This is a genomic window from Lutispora saccharofermentans (assembly GCF_024363565.1).
GTDB lineage: Bacteria > Bacillota > Clostridia > Lutisporales > Lutisporaceae > Lutispora > Lutispora saccharofermentans.
The window spans coordinates 170,021-195,517 of the sequence record NZ_JAJEKE010000006.1 but is presented as its reverse complement, the minus strand read 5'-3'; the positions used below and the strand labels follow the sequence as shown (position 1 = coordinate 195,517).

Genomic DNA, 25,497 nt, shown 5'->3' with positions numbered 1-25,497 from the left:
TTAAAATCAAAAATAAATATATTGACAAATGGGATTGCAGGATATATTATTAAAACATACTAAACATATATGAATTATATGAAATGTGGTGATAGAAAGATAGGTAAAGGGAAAGGCGCGTTGACACCTCACAGATGCAGCAATATAATATAAACATATAGGCATAATAGGAATTGATAGCTGTACAAGAGAGGTGCTATGGATGAAAATATCGACAAAGGGTAGATACGGCTTGAGAGCTATGGTAGATCTGGCGCTGAAATCCGTTACGGATCATGTTCCTTTGAAGAGCATAGCAGAAAGCCAAAATATATCCGAAGGATACTTGGAGCACGTGTTTTCGGCTCTCAAGAAGGCCGGATTGGTAAAAAGCATCAAAGGTCCGCAGGGAGGCTATATACTTGTTGATAGACCTTCGCAGATAACCGTAGGGGCTATACTAAGGGTGCTTGAGGGGGATTTGTCAATAGTTGATGATAAGAATAATCCGGACGGGGATAATGTGATTGAGAACTGTATTAAGCTTCATGTGTGGGAAAAAATAGACGAAAGCATAAACTCGATAGTAGACGGGGTAACATTGGAAGATCTCGTTTCCGAATACAAAAGAATGGAAAATATAGGAGCAGAAATGTACTATATATAATTTTTTAATCAAATACCTATTAAACATATAGGAAATATAATGATAGCGAATATAAATGGAGGTAATGAATATGTCAAAAATAGCAAAAAGTCTTACGGATCTGATTGGAAATACGCCTCTTTTAGAACTGGTAAACTACGGCAAAGCAAATGGCCTGGACGCGACCTTGCTGGCTAAGCTCGAATATTTCAATCCGGGCGGCAGCGTAAAAGATAGAATAGGCTATGCGATGATCAAGGATGCGGAAGAAAGAGGCTTAATAAACTCTGACACTGTAATAATCGAGCCAACAAGCGGAAATACGGGGGTAGGTTTGGCATTAACAGCGGCAGCCAGGGGTTACAGGCTTATACTTACCATGCCTGAAACCTTCAGCATAGAGAGAAGGAAGCTTCTTGCAGCATTGGGAGCTGAGCTTGTGCTTACACCGGGCCCGGATGGAATGCCCGGAGCCATCAAAAAAGCCGAAGAATTGGTCAGTGAGATAAAGAACTCCTTTATGCCCCAGCAATTCAACAACCCAGCCAATCCTGAATATCACAGAAAGACTACTGCAGAGGAAATCTGGAAGGATACCGACGGAAAGGTGGATATATTCGTGGCCGGCGTAGGAACCGGAGGCACCATTACAGGAGTAGGGGAAGTGCTGAAGCAGAGGAATCCTGCGATAAAGATAATTGCAGTTGAGCCCGATGATTCACCGGTGCTGTCCGGCGGACAGAAGGGCCCTCACAAAATACAGGGCATCGGTGCCGGTTTTGTGCCTGAAGTGCTTAACCTAAGCATAATTGATGAGATTTTCAGAGTAGAGAATGAAAGCGCCTTTGAGGCCTCGCGAAAGCTTGCCCAGAGCGAAGGCTTGCTTGCGGGCATTTCTTCGGGAGCTGCTCTTTATGCGGCCTCAGAAGTGTCAAAAAGGCCGGAAAATAAAGGCAAGACCATTGTAGTCCTTCTGCCGGATACCGGTGAGAGATACTTGTCAACAGAGCTGTTTGTCTGATCGATAAAAAAAGGATGCCCTTGAATTTAGCTTGATTCAAGGGCATTAAAATTTTAAAGCGGCTTTCTGTTTCTCCATAAATTCTCCATAATTGATCAGTATATTATTGATATATATTATGAGGGGGGCATAGGATGAAAAAAACAAGCAAAAACAAAACAAATGTCCAAAACCGGAGGAGTACAAAGCTTCTTATCATAGTTGCCGTTCTTATCGGTGCAGTAGCTGTTTTTGCAGCATTTAACAATGGCAAAAGCAAGCCTGCAGATGAAATTTCTCAAGGCCGGAATGCAGCGCCTGTTGTAAGGGGAGGAGATCTGATAATAAACGCCGGGGATGTTTCAGATACTGCTAAGTTTTACCCGTATCAAGCAGGAGATATTTACATGGAGGTAATGGCGGTGAAAGCGAGTGACGGCAGCGTAAGGACAGCTTTCAACACTTGCCAGGTATGCTATGATTCAGGGCAGGGCTACTATAGGCAGGCGGGAAATGAGATGATATGTCAAAATTGTGGAAATGTATTCAGCGTGGACGATATAGAAAAGGTAAAAGGCGGATGCAATCCTGTGCCTATAATGAGCGGAAATAAAAATATCGACGGGGATAATATAGCGATATCGGAGCAATTCCTTAATGAAAATAAAGAATTCTTCGCTGATTGGAAGAGGGATTAAATCCTATGGAGCAGAGATTGATCAAAGAGGTAATACTCATTGAAGGAATGACCTGTACAAACTGTGAGAGAAAGATCGAGAGAGCTTTAAGCAAGCTGGAAGGGATCATAGAGGTCAAGGCTTTATATTCTGAATCCAGAGCATATATAACCTTTGATGCAGGCAAAATAGATCTGCAGGTTATTATTGAAGCAATAGATGAATCAGGCTATAAAGCTTATGGCTCCGGAGAGAAGACCGGATTAGCCGGGGTTCATTATGCTGCCATCGGTATAATAATTTTAGCATTATATGTGATAGTGAAAAATACCATAGGCTTCAATTTTATACCCGCAGTTGACCGGTCAATGAGCTATGGCCTATTATTCATCGTGGGTCTTTTGACATCATTGCACTGCATCGCAATGTGCGGAGGCCTGAATATTTCCCAGTGCATCAGCCGCAGCGGGAGCTCGGATGCTGCAGGCTTCGGCAAGCTAAAGCCCAGTCTTTTATACAACACCGGCAGGGTCATATCCTATACGCTGATCGGCGGTGCAGTTGGAGCCCTAGGCTCTGTTGTGAGCTTTTCAGGGAAAGCAAAAGGAATCGTAGCGATTGCTGCGGGAGCCTTTATGATAATCATGGGGCTCAATATGCTGAACATCTCTCCGGCTCTCAGAAAGGTTTCATTCAGGCTTATTCCAAAATCAATATCAGACAGGATATTCAACAGCGAAAAAAAGCATGGACCGCTCTATGTGGGGCTGTTAAACGGATTGATGCCTTGCGGACCGCTGCAGACTATGCAATTGTATGCGCTGGGGACCGGAAGCTTTGCAGCCGGTGCATTGTCTATGCTTGCGTTCAGCCTGGGCACAGTGCCCTTGATGTTTGGCCTGGGAGCGATAAGCACGATGCTGAGCAAGAGGTTCACGAAGAACATGATGAAGGCCGGTGCCGTACTGGTGATGGTATTGGGCTTTGTAATGATTGGAAGAGGTATGAGCTTATCAGGGATATCAACCGGTATCATACCTAAAGCCGAGGCCTCAGCAGGCAATAGCTCCGTAGCTGAAATCAAGGGAGGAGTGCAAACTGTTTCGATTGAATTGCAAAGGAATAAATACACGCCTATAATAGTACAAAAGGGTATACCGGTTCAGTTTATCATAAATGCCGAGAAAGAAAACATCAATGGATGCAATAATGAAATATATATACCGGAATATGAAAAGTCATTGAGGCTGAAGCCGGGTGAAAATATAATAGAATTTACTCCGGACCAGGAAGGCTCCATACCTTATTCCTGCTGGATGGGCATGATCAGGAGCAATATATTGGTAGTTCCGGATTTAGCAAAGATCAGCAATGAGGCTTATCAAGAGGCGGAAACGAATACGCAGGGCGGTTTTACAATGCCGTGCTGCCGGTAGCGGGGTGAGAAATCATGTTTAAGGCTTTGAAAAAGGCTGTTTCAAAATTTATAAACAGCTTGGCCAAATCAAGCCAGAAGGAGTTCGGAAACGAAAGATTGGATTGCTGCAAGCTTGACAGGCCTAATAATAAAGAGTAGGGAAAGATTATTATGTATTCGGATAAGATAAGCATATTGGTAGTGGATGATGAGGTTAAGATCATTGAGGTAATAAAATCATACCTTGAGAAATCCGGTTATAATGTGTATGAGGCATATGACGGAAAGCAGGCTCTTTTGCAGTTTGAAAAGATAAAGCCGGCTTTGGTCATTCTTGATCTCATGCTTCCTGATATAGCCGGTGAGGAGATATGCAAAATCATCAGGAGCAAGTCCAGGGTGCCGGTTATCATGCTCACAGCCAAGGTAGAGGAAGAGGATATATTGCAGGGCCTTGATATAGGAGCTGATGATTATATAACCAAGCCTTTCAGCCCAAGGCAGCTTGCAGCCAGAGTAGGTGCCGTACTGCGCAGGACCTTCGATGATGCGATGCCGTTAGCCAATGTTTACAGCTTCAGAAACGGCGATCTGTCGGTTGATATAGAAAAGCATGAGGTGACAAGGCAGGGTGAAGCGGTGAATCTTACTCCCAGCGAATATAACATTTTGCTGGCGCTGGTCAAATATCCAAACAAGGTATACACCAGAGAGGAATTGATAACCTTAGCCTTAGGAGAAGATTTTATAGGCTTTGACAGGACCATAGATTCTCATATAAAGAATTTGAGGCAAAAGATCGAGGATGATCCCAGGGCGCCGAAGTTTGTCGTTACAGTGCATGGAGTGGGATACAGATTTGGCGGTGAATGATGTGAAGTTCAGTCTGAGAACTAAACTAACTATGTCATATATATTGATCGCATCGATATGCGTATCTCTGATAAGCATTATTTCCAATGTATATCTCGATAAGCATTTCAAAGATTACATCATAAATAACCAGGAGAAAAAAAACAGCGAAATAGTAAATATGGTGGCCCAGCAATATGATGCTGCAAGAGGCTGGGATAAATATTCTGTTCAGAGCATCGGCATCGGTGCACTGGAGAATGGAATGATAATCAAGGTCAAAGATAATGAAGGCATGATCGTATGGGATGCCATGCTGTATAACAGCGGAATGTGCCATGACATGATGTCGCGGATGGCTGACAATATGTACAGCCGGTACCCGGGCTGGAAGGGTGAATATGTGGAAAACAGCTATCCTATAACATATCAGGGAGAAGCTGTAGGCAAAATAGAAATAGGGTATTATGGGCCTTTTTACTTTACGGACAGCGACCTCGCATTTATAAATACTCTTAACAGGGTTTTTATCAGTGTGGGTGTTGTTTCGTTGTTTCTATCATTCATAATAGGGGCGCTCATGTCAAAGAGGATAAGCAAGCCCATTACAAGGGTTATAAGCACGGCCCGGATGATTTCCCGGGGGTATTATGGCGGCAGGAACGATGAAAGATCAGATACCAAGGAGATCAACCAGCTGACTGATGCCATAAATGATCTGGCCCAGAATCTTGAGTCCCAGGAAAGGCTCAGAAAGCAGCTTACCGCAGATGTAGCCCATGAATTGAGGACACCTCTGGCAACTCTGCAGAGCCATATGGAGGCCATGATCGACGGAGTCTGGGAGGCTGATGCTGAGAGGCTGAAGAGCTGTCATGAAGAAATTATGCGTCTCAACAGGCTTGTCGGAGATCTTGGCAAGCTGGCCAAATATGAAAGTGACAATTTGACTTTAAATAAAACTGAATTTGACCTTGGCGAATTGATAACAAGAATAGGACAGAATTTTGAAAATGAATTCAGAAGTAAAAATATTGTTCTCTTAATAAACGTCAGCGAGCAGAGAATTTTTGCGGATAAGGACAAAATCAGCCAAATCATAATAAATCTTGTGTCCAATGCTCTAAAGTATACTCAAGACAGCGGCCAGGTAAATATCAGCTTGACAGGGGACAAGGACGGCATACGGCTGAGCATAGCCGACAGCGGGATCGGAATAGCGAAAGAAGACCTGCCATACATCTTTGAAAGATTCTATAGGGCTGACAAATCCAGAAACAGGTTGACCGGCGGAGCCGGAATAGGACTTACTATTGCTAAAGCTATTATAGAGGCGCATAAGGGCAGGATTGAAGTTCAAAGCGAACTGAACAAAGGCACTGCTTTTACAATATTGCTGCCGAAAAAGCAAGCATGATCGGCTTCTCCCATAATATCGGGGTGTCCATACTCGAAACGCGTTTATTCCTGGCAGAGCTTTCTAAGCCGTTTCAATGCCTGTTCGATGGTATCCATAACAGTACGCCGGTTTCTCTCTTAATTGATGAAAGCTATATTTGCACATAAAAGCCCCTCCAAACTTGCAAGGTCGGAGTGAGAGTTGTGGTTATATCCGTGTAGGATTATTTTATTTAGACAATGGCCTATTCAATTACTCCATCTCGGACTGTAATGACCCGGCTGCTGCTTTTGGCAGCTTCCGGCGAATGTGTTACCATGATGATTGTTTGTCCACTTTCCCGGTTAATATCGCGTAACAGGTGCATAATTTCCGCCCCGGTTTTGCTGTCCAGATTTCCCGTTGGTTCGTCTGCAAACAGAATTTCAGGACTTCCGATCAATGCGCGGGCGATTGCCACACGCTGCTGTTGTCCTCCTGACAATTGGCGGGGAGTATGCTTGCGCCTGTCAGATAGGCCTACAAATTCTAAAATGTGATTTAACTGTTTCCAGTAATCCCTCATTCTCTTACCATCCAGAAGCAAAGGGAGCATAATGTTTTCTTCTACATTCAGATGGGGAATAAGATTGTAAAACTGGAATACAAAGCCTATATTTTGCCGCCGTAACCTGCTCATTTTTTCATCTTCGAAGCGGGAAATATCTGTGCCGTTAATGGTTTCATCTGTAAAACCTCCAATCTCTCTTTTACTCAAGTTTGATTTCTTCTACTAATTTCATCTGTGTTAAATTCCTCCACCATCCGGCTCCAATTCGAGGTATCTCCGAACAGGTCACGGATTTGCACCATGATTGCATCGGGATCAGCGGCAGTATAAGCTAAAAAACCATAGGTTGCCTTACTAAAATCGGAAACCGCATAGGTCGAAGAAATTACCGCTTCCACATCCGTTGCCCTCGACTTGAAACTGCTGACTACAACATAAGAGTTAGTTGCACCTCATTTTTAAACACAAAGAGAGGCAGTATCTTTTCAATGCCATCCATATTTTGTACCTGCTCCACAAAATCCGGCTTCATTTCTCCGTCAGCAAAACCTTGTAACTCTGCACCGTTGAATACGTCGCTGATATAGAAAGAGGCGAAAGAGCGGTTGCTCCCCTTGTATGCCGTAGAAAAACAGTATCATAAGCGGCAATTTCCGCTACTTCAAAATTGACAGGGTTTCCATTGATTTGCAGGGCAATGGTGTCGCCTTTTTTTATTCCATATTTTGAAGCAAACCGATCTGGCAGAATAATTTTGTTGCCGGAGAAGTCAGTGATTTCGCCATCACCTAACAAACGCGGCTTATTAATTTGGTTAAGCTGCGAGAGGTCGGCAGCAATCAGGTCAACTGTTTCATAATAGCCGTTTTCGTGATATAAGGAACTTTCCTCCAGCATACCGACACTTGCCCCGATACTCTTACCTTGACAACAGCCAATAAAATTTTGTTTTGGCATATCCCGATATACTCCCCATCGGTAACCATATCCAAATCAACAGATCCAATCTCTAAAGTCTGCGGACGCAGCAGAAACGCTACAGCCACAAATGCGGCAAGAAGCGTAATAGCCACAGTAGCCACGAATGGCAGCATCTTTTTCAATTTCATTTTTTCACCTCCCGACATATAAAAAAGGTTGGCAGCTATCATAATAAAATGATAAGCCGTCAACCTTAATCTACTTTTTAGGCAACCTTAATTTATGTTCTAGGGAGTTGTATTTGAAAAGCGGTTCCAATACCAGGTATGCTGGATACGGAAATTGTACCTCCGTGAAGCTCGACAATGCTTTTGGTAATGGCAAGCCCTAACCCCGTTCCCTCTGGCTTATGCTCCGTATTAGTTCCCCGATAGTAACGCTGAAAGAGCGAGCCTGTTTCCTCTGCTGTCATTCCCTTTCCATTATCAGACACAATAATTTGAAGTATGGTATCAGAAGCGGAAATTTGCAGCCCTATACTGTTCTCCTGCAACAGCTCTATTCCGGCCTGTTTGACCTGTGGTTTATCATCAATAAAAATAATCTGCTCCCTGAAATCCTCTGTAAATGTTTTCGGCCAATCGCTCCTTATAGTAGAACCACCTGGTGTTTGAACGGTAATTAATAAATAGAAAAGGCTAATTGACGCGATAATTGCCCCAAGCAGCGACAAGAAGAAAATCAGGTAAATATGAAAAATTATGCGGTAGCCGGATTTCTTCATCTAATCAGTCCTTTTCTTCAACTTGTACCCCAAGCCTTTCACGGTAATAAGCTGCTGTGGGCTTGATGGGGTATCCTCAATCTTTTCGCGGATATGCCGGATATGAACCATAATGGTATTATCACAAATGCTGCTGTATTCACCCCATACCTGTTCATATAAACGTTCTTTGCTGATAATTTTGTCGGCGTTCTCCATCAGATAAGACAACAGCAAAAATTCACGCCCGGTCAGGCTGATTTCTTGTCCTGATTTATAAGCCCGACAGCTTTCCCTATCGAGAGAAAGAGGGCCGACACACAAAGTATCGCTACAGCCTGAACCTAGCGTAGCCTGATACTGTTGACGGCGAAGCTGAGCTTTGATGCGGAAAACAACTTCACGCGGGCTGAATGGTTTGGTAATATAATCGTCACCACCGCAGGAAAGACCAAGAATTTTATCAATATCATCATTTTTGGAGGAAAGGAACAGGATGGAACAATAGGAAAATTCCCGTATTTTTTTGCACACCTCCAAGCCGCCAAGGTCAGGAAGCATAATATCCAAAACAACAACGTCAGGCTGGAATTCCCGGCAAATTTGTAACGCATCCAGTCCTGTATACGCTTTTTGAATGGCATGAAAACCATCTTGTAGCAATACTTCTTGTATCAGATCAATAATGTCTTTCTCGTCATCCACCAGTAAAATTTTACTATTCATTCTTATCACCTGCTTTCTGTCTCACCCTACCATCGATAGGTTTTTTAGCATCTTTAGGGATTAACCACATGCGGCTAAACCGCACGACACCGGGAATACGGTTTTCCTCGCAAAGTTTCTGTATGCGCCGCTCGGAAATACCCCACTGGGTAGCAGCTTCTTGAACCGAAATGAAATCCATATGGGTATCCTCCGTTTTTAAGTTGATAGAACAATCATATACGGTGAAATGAATAATATCAACAAAGATCTAAGTTAAACCTAAAACAAAATGCTGTTTGTCATAGAATGTACTTTAATTCAAACTATAACGGCGCTCCACTAACCGGCAAGCAGGTTGATATCGGCTTGCCCCCCTAACTATGGAGATTATACAGCAAATGCTTTAGCATTTACATTCTTACTCATAAATGCATCGTAGAATCTATTTGGAGCCATGTATTTTATACTTCCATGTCTTCTACGGTTATTGTAAAAATTCATATATTCTGCTACTGCTTTATATGCTTCCTTGAAGCTGCTCCATTCATTACGGCTGTAGCATTCATCTTCTAATATAGAGTGGAATGATTCTATGTGTGCATTCATATTAGGAGTTTTCACAGGTATCCTTTGATGAGTTAAACTATAGGAGATGATGGAAAAGTACCAAAAGGAACAACTGGAAAAGTCAATACCGGCGGACAAGATTGTAGTCGGGCAGAAAACCGTGGTCTATGGTGTAGAACGGCAAGAAATCACCATCATCTGCAATCTTGTGGGGCGAATTGATTGACCGCCTTTATGCAAGGATACTCTGGCAGGTGCTGGGGAGGTAGAATAAGAAAAATGAAACCGGGCAATACAACTTGCCCGGTTTCATTTTTTGAATGAGGTAAATATAATTATTTTGCCTTTAGCAACTTATGCCTATAAAATTTAATACAGCAATTTGAAGTAATACTCATTTTGTTTGTCGTAAGTATAGCCATTTGCCATTAGCACGTGATTAGAGGAATGGTTTTCTGTTTCCGGCTGCACAATAATTCGATTTGCATTTTCTTTTTGTTGAATGGTATCAGTCAAGAGCTTGACAATGGCTTTTCCATATCCTTTGCCTAAGTATGCTTCGTTACCAATCAAGTAATCTATGCTGAAGGTATCACCATGTCGGGTAACGCTGTACCAGTCTTCCATATCATTGGCGTTATAGCAATCGTAATATTGGCAAAAGCCAATGGGCATTTTGCCGTCCATGACTATGAAATGATGTATCCATGAATATGTGCTGTGCCGTTCGTTAATTTCAGCAAGCCATTCGTTTGGGTCATGATACCATTTTAAGATATAGTCTTTGTTCAACCATGAGGTTAGTAAGCTAATATCTTTATCGCAGACAGGTCGTAGGGTAAGTTTGTTGATTTTCATTTTTTCAACCTCCATTACAAAATCTATACCATTTTCTTGTGAATTAATAAAATTTATATGGAGGTCCTCGAATCCATGCTAAAAATTAACACGGAGGACGGATATTATTCATATTGCTTTTCACCCATTCAAATTTACCTTATAATTTTTTATCCTATTAATTTACTTAAACTATATCTCATAAAGCACATTGCAAAAGATGTCTTTGCTTATACAAAGATGTTTTTATTATACCATGAAATTACATTTAAGCAAGGGAATTAAATACAATGCTCCCAACGTCCAAAAGAATCCTATGTGGAGTACCATTACTGTTGATACCATTTTGAAAAACTGCGTGTACGTTGGGGACCTGGTACAGGGCCGACGGAGGGTAAAAAGCTACAAAATCCATGTGCAGGAAAGAGTATCCGAAGATGAATGGTTCATTGTTGGAAATACCCATGAGCCAATTATTGACCGGGAAGCCTTTGACAAGATTCAGAAGCTTCTAAAACGTATTTATGCGGACGGAGTACGGTATGAGGAAATTTTCATTATGGACTATGAAACCGCCATACCGTGGGCGTATTGATTGTGCTTGGGGCGTTTCTCCTGATTATTGCCCTGCTGAAGCAAAACCCAGCGACATTATCTTTTTTACCGGAACCTATGACAGCTCCGGGCCGGTGTCGCACGTCGGCATTAATGCGGGTGATAACATGATTCTCCACTGTGCCAGCGGCGGCGTACAGTATGCCCAGATGGGTACCAAGTATTGGACGGAACACTTTTACCCTTCGGGCGCTTGAATTATTAGATAACAGCAACGTGCAAATTGGAATTTATATCATCACAGCCAGATAGCCCAATCGCCGTAATCAAAGGTACCGCTACCATGATGTAGGTTGCCGTTGACTTTCAGTTGCCGGAAAGCGTCTCGCATACGGATCAGAATCTCCGGCTGAATGTCCAGACTGTGATGAGCCGGAAATACTTTTTTCACGGGCAGTACCGCAATCTTTTCAAGCGACACGAGATATGCTTGCGGGTCGGTGGAAGGGTAGTACGCAAACAGCATGTCCTTATAGATAAGATCGCCGGTAAATAAGTATCCACGTTGTGGTTCCCAAAAACATAGATGCCCCGGAGAGTGTCCCGGCGTATGCAGTGCAGTGATCATGCGCCCACCCAGGTTGATGGTGTCACCGTCTTGAAGTATCCGTGTAGGCATTCCCTGAAAGAACTTATAAGTGCTGGCGTCATAACCCTCCGGTAAATCGCAGCGGTCTATGACCATACCCCGGATGGTATCCATCGTCAGCGGAAATTCACCGTTCAGCCAGTTTAGTTCAGCCTCATGTGCGTAGAAATCCGGGTAGTATTTATGCCCGCCTATATGATCCCAATGGATGTGTGTCGCTACTGCAGCAACCGGCTTGTCCGTCAGTTTTTTCACTTCCTCGGAGATGTTGCAGATGCCAAGCCCGGTGTCGATGAGCAAACACCGCTTACTGCCTTCAAGCAGGTAGCAATGCGTTTCTTCCCAATGGCGGTATTCGCTGATAATGCGAGTATCTGCATCAATTTGATCCAGTGTAAACCAGTTTTTCATTTTGATTCTTCCCTTCGTGCTGTGTAATTAAATTTATATTTATCTGTGAGTTAAATCACAAGAGCTAACTAAATTATACCAATTTGTTGCTATGTATTCAATTATAACAAATATAGAAAGGAGCCTTACCATGTACAACAAAGACAATTACCTGAAAAACGCGGAACTTTCCACGGAACAAAACTGTAACATGATTGATGGCATCCCGAACAATACGGCCCTGCCGATTCCTCCATCCATTCCTGTGCCGGAGGTTAAGCCGCTGGATAAGGTGAAGGAACAGCCCCCGCGCAAGCGCGGGATTCATCTGCATGTCATGGTGACAGAGGACGAATTGGATGCCATTCATCAGTGTATGGCAAAGGCCGGGATAACTACGGGCTAATTTGATTGTTATTCTGATATAGTTATTGTTTTACTTCCGAAAATAAGGCAATCGCATAAACACATCCTTTAGCTTCTGCTTTGCTGACTGGAAAAGCATTTCGTTTCTATCCGTTAATTCTTCTTCTCCAAAATAGCGATTCTCAATATATTTTGTATATCGAAGTTCTATAAGTATACCTTCAAACCGCTCCTGAAAAATATTGCGGTAATGGTGAATGACGTGTCCTCCCATGATTGCATTATCTATAACACTGTAGCCTTGTGCTGTAAAACCTTTATGAAGTTGCTGCAATGTTTGTTCAGAGGACGTAACGCCGCATCTATTGGATAGATACACATCCTGACTGCCGCCTTCAACAAAATCAAGAAAGAAGCTGTGTAAATCCAACAGGAGAACCGATGGATATACTTGTAATTTCTCTCGCAATAGCTTTTCGAGAGCCTGATGGTAAGGCTGATAATATTGGATTACTCGTTGGTTAATCTCTTTCTCATTCAGTGGTGGAAAATACAGAGGACTACCTTGCGTGTTTTCCTGATAGACAACCGTATTACGATAATCTCCGCTTCTTGCACCACCAACAGGGCGATTCACATCCACCACATATCGACTTAGATGATTGATGATTGTGGTGCATCCCATTGCAGGAAGAAAGTCGTAGAGTTCCGGCAAGAACCAATCTGTGTTTGATAAACATGCGTTATCAAGGAGACGACTGCGAATATCTAAGGGAACAAATACTCCGCTGTGGGGCAAATCAATCACCACCGGAAACTGATGTACATTTTCATTCAAGATTGTGTAGTGTTCCATATTCATTCATCCCAATCTTGCTAAGACTTTGTGTCGTTTTTGGACCCTATGGATGACCCATCAATTAGTTCCTTCAGGCCATGTTGCTTCCCGAAAATTTCCAACAGCACGGCTACAAAATATGCCTTAACCGTATTGCCCAGGACTTCTTCAATCACGCGGGGAATCCATATAACTGCAAACGGAAGTACCTTCCATGCTGTGAAGATTGTTTCACGCAATACGACTGTGTTTAGGGTAGTTACAATCAGACCAGAACCAATCATAACGATAAGAAGCTGGGGTATTTGCCCTCTGCTTGTGTCATGAAGAAACTTCTTTGATATAAAAAGATCAGCGGTTAGCAAAAGAATACCGAGAGCAGCGCTGCCGATAAGCCCTGCTGTTACGAAGGTAATGTAGGTCGCCAGATTTCCTGACGGGTCTTTTGTGTCGATTGTTCTTGTAATAAGCATTTTGCTGACAAGGTGCATATTGTCTGTATTGATGTTTTCTTTTTGTACATGGTCATAAAAGCCATTGTCAATACCATCGGCAGACAGAAATGCAATATTACAAATGCCTACTAACAATAAAAGAGCGAAACATACTGCAACTGCAATTCTCATTTTCTTACTGTCTTTATTTCGCAACGCATTCCATAATGCGCCCCTGATAAATCCACCAGCAGCTACTACCAGCGTCATGAGGGGAATATAGGTTCCCACAGGCTTCAATAAATAGCCTAAAAAGTCAGAAAGCCCGGACACAATAGCGCCATACACAGGCCCAAATAAAAGGGATGGCATGATGGAGAAAATGCCGGAAATTCCAATGCTCATTCCATTTTGTCCAAACATGGGTATGTAAAAGGAAAATGTTGTTTTCAAAGCGAGTGAAATATTGAGGAATACCGCAGATATTGTGATGCGGCGCACATAGAAAGATGAGCCTTTCAATTTAACTTCTCCCTTCTTAATAAGCGTATTCTAGAAAGTTTATCGTTAAATTGATTTGCTAAGTTGCGACCATAAAAAACACCTCCTGTTATGCAGCACAGCTACATAACAAGAGGCATAATGATTACACCGCTTCTCCTTATGTAGCAGCGGGATGCGAATCTTGTACCGTAAGCCTGCAAAGGCTTTTCGTCCCTCTGACAACTCCCCGTTCAGAAGGCACTGAAAATCAATGATTTACGCACAAAATCCTACTCTGCTCTTATATTCATAATTCTTTCTGAATGAAAATCACAACATTCAGAAAGAAATAAAAAAACCCACCAATCCAAGCATCATGCACAGACGGTCGGCTTCATAAAACGCTATACTTCCTGTGGTTATTTCCACTTCCGTCAGTCATATAGCATATTCATATTATCACTACTTGTTAATATTGTCAATTTCAACTTCGGGCCAATCCCACACGAGTAACACTCGCGTGGGATTGGCCCGAAGTGTCAGGGTTTGGGGAGGCTCCCCAACAAGCAATGTGACTGTGGCCACAGTCACATTGCTTGCCGTTGTGCGCCCGGCGGGTGCACGCTCTAACGGGTGAAAGTCCCGAATCCGCCCGGTAGTAGTGGGAAGGATATAGCCAAGACCAAGAGTGTCCCCGGTGACGAGGAATCTCAAGGAAGGTGGAGGCAAATCTCCGGTCTGACGAACAGAAATCTTATCAGGCTGTAGATGAGGGTAAGGCTGCAACGCAAGTCAAAGCCCAATAACTACACGGAATCATTTGCAGTAAATAAGGCAGATAAATGGAGAGAAAGAACGTGCGAGTACCTGGTGAGGTCTCACGGACGTGTAGACCGTGTCACCCAGCAGGCAATCGCACAGGTACTGACACCCACATATGAGCCAAAATTCGTGGAAACGAGCTATGGATTCAGACCGTAGAAAAGCGCCCATGATGCTCTTGGAAAGTGCCGGACCTCTTAGTCCGTTATGTGCGAATATCATGCTGAACAAACTAGACCACGAGCTTTTAAAGAGAGGGCACCGATTCGTCCGCTACGCAGATGATATGGTAATTCTGTGCAAGAGCAAGGCAAGTGCCAGACAAACGCTGGAACATATCATCCCATACATAGAAAGGAAACTGTTCCTTAAAGTGAATCGGGAGAAAACAGTAGTGGCATACGCCAAACTGGCGGATAGCCGGTAGCCCGGTTCTACAAACCGCCCTTTCAAACCATAGGTTAGAAAAGGATGGTTTTCAGTTTCTAAGTTCTTATTACAAATCTGTCATAGCGTAAACTAAGGAACCGCCGTATAGGCAACCCTATGTACGGTGGTGTGAGAGGTCGGTAGGTGAACTAATCACCTACCTCCTACTCAATTTGTGAAACCCCGCTTTTGCAAAAAAAATACGTGTTTGACTTCTACTAAATAAAAGCATAGGTATGTCCCAGGTATTTCTTATCTGTTTGGTTAATAGAATGTGCTTCTGCCCGTGATGATACTTGTTATTATTCGGCTAACCGTATATAATAAATAAGAATGAATGTGAAAAGGACGATTAGCGTATGGACTATATTTCTGCCCCGGAAGCCGCCGTAAAATGGGGGATTTCAGAACGGCGAGTGCAAAAACTGTGTGAAGAAAATCGTATACCCGGCGTGATGCGATTTAGCCGTATGTGGTTGATACCAAAAGACGCAGAAAAACCCACGGATAGAAGATATACAAAAGGAAGGAGTGTATGCGATGAGTGACAAAATACTAATTGTCGATGATGAGCAGGAAATTACTGATCTCATTTCTTTGTATTTAGAAAATGAGAGTTTTATTGTTTTCAAATCTTATACTGCGGCTGATGCTTTGAAATATATTAACGAAGAAAAGCTGGATATGGCAATCCTAGATATAATGCTGCCGGATATGAATGGCTTGGAAATATGCAAAAAAATCCGCGAAAGGTATCACTACCCTATTATCATGTTGACTGCCAAAGGAGAGGAAATTGACAAAATTACCGGGCTGACTTTCGGTGCAGATGATTATATTACAAAACCGTTTCTTCCGCTGGAATTAGTGGCTCGTGTCAAGGCACAGCTACGCCGCTACAAGCGATACAATATCGTCACAGAGCCAGAAGAAGATATTATTGCTCATGCGGGGCTGGTCTTAAATATTAACACTCATGAATGTACTTTGAATGAGAAACCCCTTTCCCTAACGCCCACAGAGTTTTCGATTCTGCAAATTCTGTGTAAGAGAATAGGAAATGTTGTTAGTTCAGAGGAATTATTCCATCAAATTTGGGGAGACGAATATTTTAGTAAAGGCAACAATACAATCACCGTTCATATCCGGCATCTGCGTGAAAAAATGGGAGACTCTTTTGAAGAACCCAAATACATCAAAACTGTTTGGGGGTGTGGGTATAAAATTGAAAAATGAATTGAAAGAACGCCATGAAGTGCAGTTCAACAAAGTATATAGGAAGCAGCTACTTCAGGTGCTTTCTGCCGCGATAATATATACCGCTTTAGGCGTGGCTGTTTATCTCTTAACGGCCAACTTGCTTAGACAATTTGCAGGACAAAATGAGTTGTTGTCACAAATCGCCGCATGGATTGAACTTCATAGGGAATTGGGCGCACTGGTATATATTATGGTTGGGTATGGCGCAATTTTGCTTTACTATTGGAACAAGCCTTTTCAGTATCTCAATGAGGTCTTAAATGCAACGGAAAATATTTTTCAGCATAAAAACGAATTAATTGAACTGTCGGCCCCGTTAAAGGATGCAGAAATCTATCTGAACAAACTAAAAATATCTGTACAAAATAATGAACATGCAGCACAAGAAGCAGAACAGCGAAAGAACGATTTGATTGCGTATCTTGCCCATGATTTGAAAACGCCTTTAACTTCTGTCATTGGCTATCTTAGCCTATTGGATGAAGCTCCGGATATGCCTGTGGAGCAAAAAGCAAAATATGTTCATATTACACTGGATAAGGCTAAACGCTTAGAAAAACTTATCAATGAATTTTTTGAGATTACCCGCTATAATCTCCAGAATACATCCTTAGAAAAAGAAACTATCGACCTTTACTATATGTTGGTCCAAATGACGGACGAATTCTATCCTGTTTTATCAGCACATGAAAATAAGATAAAATTAGATGCAAATGAGGATTTAACCGTCTATGGTGATTCTGTAAAATTGGCAAGGGTATTTAACAATATCCTAAAAAATGCAATTTCATACAGCTATCCCGGCACTGAAATTATTGTTAGTGCTAAGGCTACTGATGCCTCTGTCAAGATTGCTTTTTGCAATCATGGAGAAACCATTCCATCCTCAAAATTAAATTCAATATTTGAAAAGTTTTTTAGGCTCGATGAAACCCGTGCAACAAATACAGGCGGTGCAGGTTTGGGATTAGCGATTGCAAAAGAAATCATTACTTTGCATGGAGGAAGCATAACCGCAGAAAGTGAAAATGAAATTACTACTTTCTTTGTGACCTTGCCAATTTCTTGTTAGGAAAACATCAATGTTTTCTTAGGATTTTCTTAGGAATTAAACAAGTTAATATTAAAAAACAAATAGCTCCTGTTAGATAAAATAGTAACTAACAGGAGTTGTTTTATTATTGAACGAGACTTCATTCAGTGGAGGATACAACCCCCACTGAATGAAGTCTCGTTCAATTTGGCGGCTTTGGGATAGGCGGTTTTCCATGATTAAATAAATCAGTACAGAATAAGGAGTTTCTTTATTTATGTACAAAAAATAATAAGAGGTGAGATAATGGTAAAAACAAAAACTTTGACAATTCTTCTGATTACGGTGTTTTTGATTCAATGCTTTCCATTGAGCGCTCTCGCGGCGCAAAGTACCTTTGATGGGGTCGATTTGCAAAAATCAGGCTTCACGTTGATTACAAAACAGTACCTTGCCGAAAAAAACGCAACCGCCTACTATCTAAAACATACAAAATCGGGCGCAAGCATTTTTTACCTGGATGACGGCAAAGAGGAAAAGACCTTCTCCATAGGCTTCAGGACGCCGCCGGAAAATAACAAGGGAGCTAATCACATACTGGAGCACAGTCTGATGTGCGGCAGTGAAAAGTACCCTTCAAAAAACCTGACGACCTATTTGCGCAGCACATCGGTGGCAACGATGATAAATGCTTCTACAGCTGACGACAGCACTTGCTATGCTTTTAAAACTTCTAATAAAACCGATTTTTATAATCTGGCTGACGTATATATCAACGCCGCTTTAAGCCCCAGCGTTCTGACCGACGAGAATATTTTCAAACAGCAAGGCATCCGCAGGGAGTATTCCGAAGGAAAAGCGGTCTACAACGGAGTAGTTTACAACGAACTGCGCTTAAATGATTTGCAAGGTTCTGAGAGCACAATTAATTTTGTCGCAAGTAAAATGTATACCAATTTATATGGCAACACCGTACCGGCCTTTAGCAGCGGCGGTACCGTTGATGCCATAACCGGCCTGACGTATTCCGATGTACTCAGCGTTTACAAAAAATACTACACACCCGCCAACAGTATTATCTGTATTTCAGGCAATCAGGATATAGGCAAAACATTATCCTTACTGAATTCTTATCTAAAGGACTATAGCAATAAAGCGCCGGATATTAAGTGGAATTATTCAGCCATAAAACCGCAAAACCCAATACAAAGCTATAACGTTATAGATCAGACGAAGACGGTTGATATCGGTTTTCTTTACTCTGGTTCGCCTGTGATTGAAACAAAGGCGGCTTTCGCACGGGAAGCTCTGATGGCTATTGTCCAAAAAAGGCTGAGCGAAAACTATCCCGACATTTATAATGTGGGCGGGTACACAGGCGGTATATTCAATCTGGCGATTATCATTTCCAATGTTACCGCAGATAAAAAGAATGAGGTTATCTCAGACTTTGAGTCTATTTTGACTTCTTTAAAGCTGGACGGCATTGGGAAGGATGAACTTAACGCCGCAATTGAGCAGGTTGAAAACAGTAAAAATAATTACAGAGTAACTGAAACATCCGATCTCGCTCTGGATGGTTTTGTTTACGGCAGCAACCCGTTTATGTTCTTGAATCAAACCGCAGACTTCCAGTATTTAAAAGACAACCCATCGTATTTTAAAACAATACTTGACCGGTATTTTATAAGCAACCAATATAAAAGCATTGTTGTATCAGGCCATATCTCCAAAGTTGCCGATAGTAACGAAATAAAGGTGTCGGCCAGTGAACTTGCCAAAATAAAGGCAGAAACCGAAGCTTTCAACGCTTGGGCCGAAACGCCGGACAGCTCTGAAACACTGGCAAAGCTTCCGGTTCTTTCCATTGATGAGTTTAGACAAGACCATTTGGGACCAAAGTCAGGACAAACCGAAAAGCTTGAGACATCAAACGGTGCAAGCTGTTATGCCACGCTTGATGATTCCGCCGAGACGATCAATTTCGGTATGTATTTTGAATTGCCAAAGTCAGGAGAAAACTTACAATACGCAACCCTGATGACGCAGTTTCTAAACTACAAGCTCACTTCTCTCGGCCTTAATAGTGTTTATTGTTCATTATCTCCTGCCGAGAATTTTTTTAACAAAAATGATATAAACCCACGCTTTATCATCGCGGCTTCATGTGACAAGATGACAATTGCGGACACCACACGGCAGGTCGTCGGATTTTTGAACCGAACCGATTTGTTTTCAGCAAAAGAACTGGAAGAATTTTTGGAGCAGGAAGACAGCAACAGCAAGAGGCTGTCCTCCACTCCGTATTATATATCTTGCGATATGATGTATGATTCCCAAAGCCAGGCTGATAAATTCCGCACCGCCACGGTCGGGAGTACTGGAATGGGTTCAATATTCTATTTCAACTTTATCAAACAGATGCTACAAACACCCAGTGGATGCAGTGCATGTGCAAGTCGGTTAAATAGTATTTTTGCAGATACGGTAAATCGGAACGGACTGATTATCGGCTACTATGGCAACAGCGCCGGGTACAATACGTTCAAATCAATTTTTGACTCTTTCGTTGCCAACATTAGCGGAAAAGTACACTCCGATTACACAGATACAATACAGCCAGGCTACAACTCGGCTGTCATACTGTCCAATAAACAGGATGTAAGCCATATCATGCAAATCGGGAATATTTACAAAAGTGGTTATCAGTATTCCGGTAAAATGGAGGTACTCGGCAATCTTCTTAAAGCGGAATATCTGAGACCGGTTCTGCGCGGTAAAATGGGTGCTTATGGCGCCAGCGCATCTTTTACAAATGGAACAATCATCTTTTCTGTCGCAGGAATAAGCGAGATAGATAAAGCTCTGGAAGTTTTCGCTGGAGCGGGCAATTATCTTCGCAACTTATCCATGACGCAAAAAGAACTTGATAGTTTTATCGTTTCAACGGTCAACCAGTTTGACCAGTATTATAACTCGGACAATTACTATTTCGAGCTGAAGCCGCTTGCCGGCTGCACGATTGATGACTGGAAAAAAATCCGTCAGGATATGTTAAGCACAACTGTTGAAGATATAAAAAATTATGCTGGCTTTATTGACGCAGTGATTGCTCAGAAAAGCGTATTTGTTGTCGCCAACGATGAAACGGCGGCAAAAACAAAATTTCCATTTGAATGTACCGTAAATTCAGCGGACTTCACGGTAACGCCCCTTGTAAATAAGTCATCCAAATAAAGGTCTACCCGCCAAATAAAAAAACGTGAGTTTGGCGGAGCCTTCCCCATGCTCAAGTGTAACTATCCCTCCGAGCCTAAGCTCCATAGTATCCCCGGCTGCCGTTCCCCTCCTTTCTCCGTTCATCAACAACTAATCCGCAAAAACGGTGAACGGAGGTAAAACTATGGACAAGCCATTCGTAACGATCAGATATAAACTCGTCAATGGGAGCCAGATTTGCATTGAGGTTTCAAATTAGGAAGGAGGACAAATGGCACGGACAAAAAACAGAACTGCGAAAACAGCCTTATCTTTTCTGACAAATACCCGGCGCTGAAGGCTTGGCGAATATATTCACCTTTCCAAAGAGGATATGAACCGGGGAAACGACGATAGCAATAGCGTTATTAATCAACGCCGACTGCTGGATGAATACTACGAAAGGCATATGGACGAGTTTGAGAGCGTAACCCGGTATGCGGCGCAACGGTGAGTTTATCGGTTCCTTTGCACCTTATGGTTATGTGAAAGACCCAAATGACGGACACGCCCTGCTTGTGGACGAGGAAGCCGCTGAGATTGTGAAAAGTATCTTTTCTATGTTCCTGAATGGGATAAACAAGCTCCAGATTACGCACCACCTGAACGACCACGGCGTTTTATGCCCGACGTCATACAAACGGAGCAAGGGAATTAAATACAATGCTCCCAATGCCCAAAAGAATCCCATGTGGAGTACCATAACCATTGATACCATTTTGAAAAACCGTGTGTATGTCGGGGATATGGTACAGGGCCGCCAGCGGGTAAAGAGCTACAAAATCCATGTGCAGGAAAGAGTGCCGGAAGATGAATGGTTCATTGTGGAGAATACTCATGTTGCTGTTATTGACTGGGAAACCTTTGACAAAGTACAACAGCTATTGAAACGCGATACTCGTACCGCACCGAAAAAGGAAGAGCTTTATTTGTTCAGTGGATTTCTTCGTTGTGCAGATTGCGGACGGGCCATGTCTCGGATTGCAAACAAGGGTATGTATGTGTATTACCAATGCGGTTCAAGCAAGCACTTTATCAGGACTGGAAAGACGTAGAAATTATTCATAATGACTATCGGCATATGAGTGAGGATTACGAACGGCAAGCAGCAGCGGCCAAACTGTTATTGGCAATCTGAAAGCCAGCGTTTTTCGGCGCTAGCCGGTAACAGAGGCTTATAGCCTCAGATCAATAACTACCCGTAAAACGGGTAGTTATTGATTTAACGGTATAATTTTTAATCAATATATTGACACTATTTAAGGAATAATATATTATATAAATATAGGGTAGGGGGCTATCCTATAATGAAATGCAGACCGATGAAAGGAGAATACTATGAAGACCGAATCTTTAAAGATAATCGGAATGACATGCGCAGCATGTGCAAAAGCTTCGGAGAGAGCAGTTAAGAAGCTTGAAGGCGTAGTTGAAGCGAGTGTGAATTTTGCAACTGAAAAAATGGTTGTTCAGTATGATGAAAGCAAGCTCGATACAGATAAAATAAAAGAAGCGGTAAAAAAAGCAGGATATGAGGCTGTAGAAGAAGCGGAAACAAAGGCCATAGCCGTACCTATATCCGGGATGACATGTGCGGCATGTGCAAAAGCAATAGAAAGGGCAGTGTCCAAGCTTGAAGGCGTAGAAAGTGTTTCGGTTAATTTTGCGACAGAAAAAGCAAATATAAAATATAATCCGAAAGCGACGAGGCTTTCAGAAATAAAGCAGGCGATTTCAAAAGCCGGATATAAAGCATTGGAGATCGAAAGCAGCAATAAGGTTGACGAAGACAAGGCCAGAAAAGAAAAAGAGATAAAAGTATTATGGACTAAATTCATTGTATCGGCAATATTCACCACTCCCTTATTATTTTATGCAATGGCGCATATGATACCGGGTTTAAATAAGTCGTTGCCGGCTTTTTTAGATCCGATGCATGACCCGCTGGCATTTGCACTGGTTCAGATAATTTTGGTGACTCCGGTGATCATTGCGGGATACAGGTTTTATACCGTAGGCTTCAGAGCAATAATAAGAAGAAGCCCAAACATGGATTCATTGATAGCGATGGGCACATCGGCGGCTGTGATCTACAGTCTGTATTCTACTTACAGGATTTATATGGGTGATCATGACAGCGTCATGAATTTATATTTTGAATCGGCGGGCGTTATTATAACATTGATTTTGCTGGGCAAATCCCTTGAAGCTGTGTCAAAGGGCAAGACCTCCGAAGCTATCAAGAAGCTGATGGGCCTGGCACCCAAGACGGCCATAGTGATACAGGATGGCAGGGAGATAGAGCTCCCCATAGAAGAGGTGGAAGTCGGAGACGTAATTTTGGTTAAGCCGGGGGCAAAGATACCTGTGGACGGTGAAGTGGTGGAGGGCTATACTTCCATAGATGAGTCGATGCTCACGGGTGAAAGCATTCCGGTAGAAAAGCATGTGGGGGATAAGGTAATAGGCGCAAGCATCAACAAGAACGGCTCGATCAAATTCAAAGTTACAAAGGTAGGCGGTGATACTGCTCTTGCCCAGATAATAAAGCTTGTTGAAGATGCGCAAGGCTCTAAGGCTCCCATAGCCCAAATGGCTGATATAGTTTCAGGCTACTTCGTGCCCATAGTATTTGCCATCGCCATTATAGCATCTGTGGCCTGGTACTTGAGCGGAGAATCCACAGTCTTTTCATTGACCATATTCATATCCGTACTGGTCATTGCATGCCCATGTGCTTTGGGGCTTGCGACACCTACAGCCATTATGGTAGGCACAGGCAAAGGCGCAGAATATGGTATACTGATAAAAGGAGGGGAAGCTTTAGAAGCTGCCCACAAGATCAATACCATAGTATTTGATAAGACGGGTACCATAACTGAAGGCAATCCTGAAGTGACGGACGTAATTGCGTCCGGCGAGATTGGAAGAAATAAGCTGCTGCAAATAGCTGCATCAGCGGAAAAAGGCTCCGAGCATCCTCTGGGTGAAGCCATAGTAAAGGGCGCAGAAAAAGAGAACCTGGAAATGCTAAAGGTCGATAAGTTTGCTGCAATACCGGGCCATGGGATAGAGGTTCAGATCGAAGGCTCAGATATACTCCTTGGAAACAGGAAGCTCATGGACGACAGAAATATAGGGCTGAAGCACCTGGAAGGCGAGTCGGACAGACTTGCATCCGAGGGAAAAACCCCGATGTATATTGCCGTGGATAATAAGCTTGCCGGCATAATTGCCGTAGCCGATGTAGTCAAAGACAGCAGCGCTAAGGCGATAAAGAGGCTCCATGACATGGGAATAGAAGTGGCTATGATAACCGGCGACAACAGAAGGACCGCCGAGGCAATAGCAAGGCAGGTCGGGATCGACATGGTCCTTGCCGAAGTGCTGCCTCAGGATAAGGCTGATGAGGTTAAAAAGCTGCAGGCGGAGAACAAGAAGGTTGCCATGGTAGGAGACGGCATAAACGATGCTCCGGCCCTTGCACAGGCAGATATCGGTATAGCCATCGGCTCAGGTACAGATGTAGCCATGGAATCTGCAGACATAGTATTGATGAGAAGCGATCTTATGGATGTGCCTGCTGCCATACAGTTAAGCAAGAGCACCATAAGAAACATCAAGCAAAACCTGTTTTGGGCTTTCGGTTATAATACAGCCGGGATACCCCTTGCAGCCGGGCTACTGCATCTGTTCGGCGGGCCGCTGCTAAACCCGGTATTTGCAGCAGCAGCCATGTCCCTAAGCTCAGTTTCAGTTTTGACCAATGCCCTTAGATTAAGAGGATTCAAACCGCATTAAATAAATGTTGTGCTATATGAGGCCATTGCAAAGGGGAACGGGGAACACTAAAAGTCAGTAATTAAAAGCTACAGATTATCAATAAATAAACTTCAGTGTTTTTTAGTGTAAACTTCCGTGTCTTTCAGTGGTTTCCGTCTCCTTTCTTTCCGCAATTTTTATATATTCTGAATTTAAAAATGAATGGAGGAAAATAAAATGAAGAAACAGATCAATATCGAAGGCATGAGCTGCGGCCATTGCGCAAAGCATGTGGAAGAGGCTCTGAAAGAAATCGGAGCAGCAAATGTGACGGTAAGCCTGGAAGGAAAATATGCCATCGCAGAATCAAGCAGCGAGATTGAGGATTCCAAGCTCAAGGAAGCGGTTGAAGAAGCAGGATACGATGTGACCGGCATTAAGAGCCTGTAGGGTACCGCATCAAATTCCGGAGGTTATAGCATATGAATGATGATTGCAAAGCAGCCGACTGCGGAAGCTGCAAGGACGAAGCATGCTGCCACAGAACCACAAGCAGGCCTGAAAAGATGAAATCATCCCTGATATCAAGATTGAACAGGATAGAAGGCCAGGTAAGAGGCATAAAAGGCATGATAGAAAAGGATGCATACTGTGATGATGTCCTCAACCAGATAGCCTCAGCCCAGGCTGCAATGAACTCGGTCAGCAAGCTCTTGCTGGAAAGCCATATGAAAAGCTGCCTGATAAATAGAATTCAAGCGGGAGAGATGGAAGTGGTCGATGAGCTTTTGAAGACCATTGAAAAGATGATGAAATAGGAGGCTGGCGGTGTAAACCGCCAGCCTCTTATTTCGGCATCGGCACAATCGCAGTCATTTCTCAGGATGGATTTGGATATGTGA

25 protein-coding genes, 7 pseudogenes and 2 riboswitches are annotated in these 25,497 nt (G+C 42.9%); of the genes and pseudogenes, 20 read left to right on the top strand and 12 right to left on the bottom strand.

Annotation, left to right across the window (positions count from 1 at the left end):
• Positions 1-202 precede the first annotated feature (202 nt).
• From LJD61_RS09235 to LJD61_RS09205, 7 genes are all read left to right on the top strand, one after another.
• Positions 203-646 carry an RrF2 family transcriptional regulator gene (locus LJD61_RS09235; protein WP_255227233.1) on the top strand — a complete coding sequence of 148 codons (444 nt, stop codon included), beginning with the start codon at positions 203-205 and terminating at the stop codon, positions 644-646.
• Between the two features lie 70 nt (positions 647-716).
• Positions 717-1,646, top strand: a complete 930-nt coding sequence (gene cysK / locus LJD61_RS09230; protein ID WP_255227232.1) for a cysteine synthase A — start codon at positions 717-719, stop codon at positions 1,644-1,646.
• A 134-nt stretch (positions 1,647-1,780) separates the two neighbouring features.
• A complete protein-coding gene (locus LJD61_RS09225; protein WP_255227231.1) occupies positions 1,781-2,323 on the top strand; it encodes a DUF2318 domain-containing protein in 543 nt (180 codons plus the stop codon).
• Between the two features lie 5 nt (positions 2,324-2,328).
• On the top strand, positions 2,329-3,738 hold the full coding sequence (locus LJD61_RS09220; protein WP_255227230.1) for an urease accessory protein UreH domain-containing protein: 1,410 nt from the start codon (positions 2,329-2,331) through the stop codon (positions 3,736-3,738).
• A gap of 14 nt (positions 3,739-3,752) precedes the next feature.
• Positions 3,753-3,878 (top strand): LDCC motif putative metal-binding protein, encoded by a 126-nt coding sequence (locus tag LJD61_RS09215; RefSeq protein WP_255227229.1) that lies wholly within the window; start codon positions 3,753-3,755, stop codon positions 3,876-3,878.
• Positions 3,879-3,890: 12 nt separating this feature from the next.
• The gene (locus LJD61_RS09210) at positions 3,891-4,592 is read left to right on the top strand and encodes a response regulator transcription factor (protein ID WP_255227228.1); all 702 of its coding nucleotides are present in this window, start codon (positions 3,891-3,893) and stop codon (positions 4,590-4,592) included.
• A gap of 1 nt (position 4,593) precedes the next feature.
• On the top strand, positions 4,594-5,988 hold the full coding sequence (locus LJD61_RS09205; protein ID WP_255227227.1) for a sensor histidine kinase: 1,395 nt from the start codon (positions 4,594-4,596) through the stop codon (positions 5,986-5,988).
• Between the two features lie 226 nt (positions 5,989-6,214).
• Here LJD61_RS09205 and LJD61_RS09200 read toward each other — a convergent pair.
• From LJD61_RS09200 to LJD61_RS09170, 8 genes and pseudogenes are all read right to left on the bottom strand, one after another.
• Positions 6,215-6,688, bottom strand: a pseudogene (locus LJD61_RS09200) (ABC transporter ATP-binding protein); the annotation flags it as partial.
• Positions 6,689-6,723: 35 nt separating this feature from the next.
• Positions 6,724-6,918 (bottom strand): hypothetical protein, encoded by a 195-nt coding sequence (locus tag LJD61_RS20520; RefSeq protein ID WP_333783087.1) that lies wholly within the window; start codon positions 6,916-6,918, stop codon positions 6,724-6,726.
• Between the two features lie 187 nt (positions 6,919-7,105).
• A pseudogene (locus LJD61_RS20515) lies at positions 7,106-7,438 on the bottom strand (ABC transporter permease); the annotation flags it as partial.
• Positions 7,360-7,629 carry a hypothetical protein gene (locus LJD61_RS09190; RefSeq protein ID WP_255227246.1) on the bottom strand — a complete coding sequence of 90 codons (270 nt, stop codon included), beginning with the start codon at positions 7,627-7,629 and terminating at the stop codon, positions 7,360-7,362. The pseudogene LJD61_RS20515 and the gene LJD61_RS09190, both read right to left, overlap by 79 nt.
• Positions 7,630-7,721: 92 nt before the next feature.
• Positions 7,722-8,225 carry a sensor histidine kinase gene (locus LJD61_RS20300; protein WP_303740720.1) on the bottom strand — a complete coding sequence of 168 codons (504 nt, stop codon included), beginning with the start codon at positions 8,223-8,225 and terminating at the stop codon, positions 7,722-7,724.
• A complete protein-coding gene (locus LJD61_RS09180; protein ID WP_255227226.1) occupies positions 8,226-8,930 on the bottom strand; it encodes a response regulator transcription factor in 705 nt (234 codons plus the stop codon). It lies immediately after the preceding gene.
• Entirely contained in the window at positions 8,923-9,111 is a 189-nt protein-coding gene (locus LJD61_RS09175) for a helix-turn-helix domain-containing protein (RefSeq protein ID WP_255227225.1), read from the bottom strand. Before LJD61_RS09175 ends, LJD61_RS09180 begins: the two co-directional genes overlap by 8 nt.
• Positions 9,112-9,299: 188 nt before the next feature.
• Positions 9,300-9,548, bottom strand: a pseudogene (locus LJD61_RS09170) (integrase core domain-containing protein); the annotation flags it as partial.
• 19 nt (positions 9,549-9,567) lie between these two features.
• On the opposite strand from LJD61_RS09170, the gene LJD61_RS09165 reads away from it, so the two are divergent.
• A complete protein-coding gene (locus tag LJD61_RS09165; protein WP_255227245.1) occupies positions 9,568-9,705 on the top strand; it encodes a hypothetical protein in 138 nt (45 codons plus the stop codon).
• 143 nt (positions 9,706-9,848) lie between these two features.
• Here LJD61_RS09165 and LJD61_RS09160 read toward each other — a convergent pair whose 3' ends face one another.
• On the bottom strand, positions 9,849-10,337 hold the full coding sequence (locus tag LJD61_RS09160; protein WP_255227224.1) for a GNAT family N-acetyltransferase: 489 nt from the start codon (positions 10,335-10,337) through the stop codon (positions 9,849-9,851).
• A 256-nt stretch (positions 10,338-10,593) separates the two neighbouring features.
• On the opposite strand from LJD61_RS09160, the pseudogene LJD61_RS09155 reads away from it, so the two are divergent.
• Together LJD61_RS09155 and LJD61_RS20755 are read left to right on the top strand one after the other, a co-directional pair.
• Positions 10,594-10,836 (top strand): annotated as a pseudogene (locus LJD61_RS09155) (recombinase family protein); the annotation flags it as partial.
• 4 nt (positions 10,837-10,840) lie between these two features.
• On the top strand, positions 10,841-11,128 hold the full coding sequence (locus LJD61_RS20755) for an NlpC/P60 family protein (protein WP_408615136.1): 288 nt from the start codon (positions 10,841-10,843) through the stop codon (positions 11,126-11,128).
• Positions 11,129-11,169: 41 nt separating this feature from the next.
• Here LJD61_RS20755 and LJD61_RS09145 read toward each other — a convergent pair whose 3' ends face one another.
• Positions 11,170-11,931, bottom strand: a complete 762-nt coding sequence (locus LJD61_RS09145; RefSeq protein WP_255227223.1) for an MBL fold metallo-hydrolase — start codon at positions 11,929-11,931, stop codon at positions 11,170-11,172.
• A gap of 130 nt (positions 11,932-12,061) precedes the next feature.
• On the opposite strand from LJD61_RS09145, the pseudogene LJD61_RS09140 reads away from it, so the two are divergent.
• Positions 12,062-12,229 (top strand): annotated as a pseudogene (locus LJD61_RS09140) (DUF4316 domain-containing protein); the annotation flags it as partial.
• 117 nt (positions 12,230-12,346) lie between these two features.
• Here the strand turns inward: LJD61_RS09140 and LJD61_RS09135 are convergent.
• Both LJD61_RS09135 and LJD61_RS09130 read right to left on the bottom strand, forming a co-directional pair.
• The gene (locus LJD61_RS09135) at positions 12,347-13,132 is read right to left on the bottom strand and encodes an N-formylglutamate amidohydrolase (RefSeq protein ID WP_255227221.1); all 786 of its coding nucleotides are present in this window, start codon (positions 13,130-13,132) and stop codon (positions 12,347-12,349) included.
• 20 nt (positions 13,133-13,152) lie between these two features.
• The gene (locus tag LJD61_RS09130; protein ID WP_255227220.1) at positions 13,153-14,070 is read right to left on the bottom strand and encodes an ECF transporter S component; all 918 of its coding nucleotides are present in this window, start codon (positions 14,068-14,070) and stop codon (positions 13,153-13,155) included.
• Between the two features lie 145 nt (positions 14,071-14,215).
• A riboswitch (THF riboswitch) is annotated at positions 14,216-14,331 on the bottom strand.
• 71 nt (positions 14,332-14,402) lie between these two features.
• A riboswitch (ZMP/ZTP riboswitch) is annotated at positions 14,403-14,483 on the bottom strand.
• Positions 14,484-14,919: 436 nt separating this feature from the next.
• Between LJD61_RS09130 and LJD61_RS09125 the strand changes: the two are divergent.
• The 9 genes and pseudogenes from LJD61_RS09125 to LJD61_RS09085 form a co-directional block, all read left to right on the top strand.
• A pseudogene (locus LJD61_RS09125) lies at positions 14,920-15,256 on the top strand (reverse transcriptase domain-containing protein); the annotation flags it as partial.
• Between the two features lie 385 nt (positions 15,257-15,641).
• Entirely contained in the window at positions 15,642-15,830 is a 189-nt protein-coding gene (locus LJD61_RS09120; RefSeq protein ID WP_255227219.1) for a helix-turn-helix domain-containing protein, read from the top strand.
• On the top strand, positions 15,823-16,518 hold the full coding sequence (gene vanR / locus LJD61_RS09115; protein WP_255227218.1) for a VanR-ABDEGLN family response regulator transcription factor: 696 nt from the start codon (positions 15,823-15,825) through the stop codon (positions 16,516-16,518). The genes LJD61_RS09120 and vanR overlap by 8 nt, the downstream gene beginning before the upstream one ends.
• Complete coding sequence (locus LJD61_RS09110; protein ID WP_408615147.1) at positions 16,496-17,614, top strand: sensor histidine kinase; 1,119 nt, start codon at positions 16,496-16,498, stop codon at positions 17,612-17,614. The genes vanR and LJD61_RS09110 overlap by 23 nt, the downstream gene beginning before the upstream one ends.
• 267 nt (positions 17,615-17,881) lie before the next feature.
• Positions 17,882-20,812, top strand: a complete 2,931-nt coding sequence (locus LJD61_RS09105) for an insulinase family protein (protein WP_255227217.1) — start codon at positions 17,882-17,884, stop codon at positions 20,810-20,812.
• A gap of 355 nt (positions 20,813-21,167) precedes the next feature.
• A pseudogene (locus LJD61_RS09100) lies at positions 21,168-21,947 on the top strand (recombinase family protein); the annotation flags it as partial.
• Positions 21,948-22,171: 224 nt separating this feature from the next.
• Positions 22,172-24,634 (top strand): heavy metal translocating P-type ATPase, encoded by a 2,463-nt coding sequence (locus LJD61_RS09095; RefSeq protein WP_255227216.1) that lies wholly within the window; start codon positions 22,172-22,174, stop codon positions 24,632-24,634.
• Between the two features lie 198 nt (positions 24,635-24,832).
• Positions 24,833-25,045, top strand: coding sequence for a heavy-metal-associated domain-containing protein (locus LJD61_RS09090; RefSeq protein WP_255227215.1), 213 nt, complete (start codon positions 24,833-24,835; stop codon positions 25,043-25,045).
• 32 nt (positions 25,046-25,077) lie between these two features.
• Positions 25,078-25,413 (top strand): metal-sensitive transcriptional regulator, encoded by a 336-nt coding sequence (locus LJD61_RS09085; RefSeq protein ID WP_333783079.1) that lies wholly within the window; start codon positions 25,078-25,080, stop codon positions 25,411-25,413.
• Positions 25,414-25,497: the final 84 nt, after the last annotated feature.

Bases quoted from the DNA above. Each gene is read 5' to 3' on its own strand.
- LJD61_RS09225 (WP_255227231.1), top strand. From the start codon at position 1,781: ATGAAAAAAACAAGCAAAAACAAAACAAATGTCCAAAACCGGAGGAGT.
- LJD61_RS20300 (WP_303740720.1), bottom strand. From the start codon at position 8,225: ATGAAGAAATCCGGCTACCGCATAATTTTTCATATTTACCTGATTTTC.
- LJD61_RS09095 (WP_255227216.1), top strand. From the start codon at position 22,172: ATGAAGACCGAATCTTTAAAGATAATCGGAATGACATGCGCAGCATGT.
- LJD61_RS09135 (WP_255227221.1), bottom strand. From the start codon at position 13,132: ATGGAACACTACACAATCTTGAATGAAAATGTACATCAGTTTCCGGTG.
- LJD61_RS09215 (WP_255227229.1), top strand. From the start codon at position 3,753: ATGTTTAAGGCTTTGAAAAAGGCTGTTTCAAAATTTATAAACAGCTTG.
- cysK (WP_255227232.1), top strand. From the start codon at position 717: ATGTCAAAAATAGCAAAAAGTCTTACGGATCTGATTGGAAATACGCCT.
- LJD61_RS09145 (WP_255227223.1), bottom strand. From the start codon at position 11,931: ATGAAAAACTGGTTTACACTGGATCAAATTGATGCAGATACTCGCATT.
- LJD61_RS09220 (WP_255227230.1), top strand. From the start codon at position 2,329: ATGGAGCAGAGATTGATCAAAGAGGTAATACTCATTGAAGGAATGACC.
- LJD61_RS09105 (WP_255227217.1), top strand. From the start codon at position 17,882: ATGGTAAAAACAAAAACTTTGACAATTCTTCTGATTACGGTGTTTTTG.
- LJD61_RS09210 (WP_255227228.1), top strand. From the start codon at position 3,891: ATGTATTCGGATAAGATAAGCATATTGGTAGTGGATGATGAGGTTAAG.
- LJD61_RS20755 (WP_408615136.1), top strand. From the start codon at position 10,841: ATGCGGACGGAGTACGGTATGAGGAAATTTTCATTATGGACTATGAAA.
- LJD61_RS09090 (WP_255227215.1), top strand. From the start codon at position 24,833: ATGAAGAAACAGATCAATATCGAAGGCATGAGCTGCGGCCATTGCGCA.
- vanR (WP_255227218.1), top strand. From the start codon at position 15,823: ATGAGTGACAAAATACTAATTGTCGATGATGAGCAGGAAATTACTGAT.
- LJD61_RS09235 (WP_255227233.1), top strand. From the start codon at position 203: ATGAAAATATCGACAAAGGGTAGATACGGCTTGAGAGCTATGGTAGAT.
- LJD61_RS09085 (WP_333783079.1), top strand. From the start codon at position 25,078: ATGAATGATGATTGCAAAGCAGCCGACTGCGGAAGCTGCAAGGACGAA.
- LJD61_RS09165 (WP_255227245.1), top strand. From the start codon at position 9,568: ATGGAAAAGTACCAAAAGGAACAACTGGAAAAGTCAATACCGGCGGAC.
- LJD61_RS09175 (WP_255227225.1), bottom strand. From the start codon at position 9,111: ATGGATTTCATTTCGGTTCAAGAAGCTGCTACCCAGTGGGGTATTTCC.
- LJD61_RS09180 (WP_255227226.1), bottom strand. From the start codon at position 8,930: ATGAATAGTAAAATTTTACTGGTGGATGACGAGAAAGACATTATTGAT.
- LJD61_RS09190 (WP_255227246.1), bottom strand. From the start codon at position 7,629: ATGAAATTGAAAAAGATGCTGCCATTCGTGGCTACTGTGGCTATTACG.
- LJD61_RS09120 (WP_255227219.1), top strand. From the start codon at position 15,642: ATGGACTATATTTCTGCCCCGGAAGCCGCCGTAAAATGGGGGATTTCA.
- LJD61_RS09160 (WP_255227224.1), bottom strand. From the start codon at position 10,337: ATGAAAATCAACAAACTTACCCTACGACCTGTCTGCGATAAAGATATT.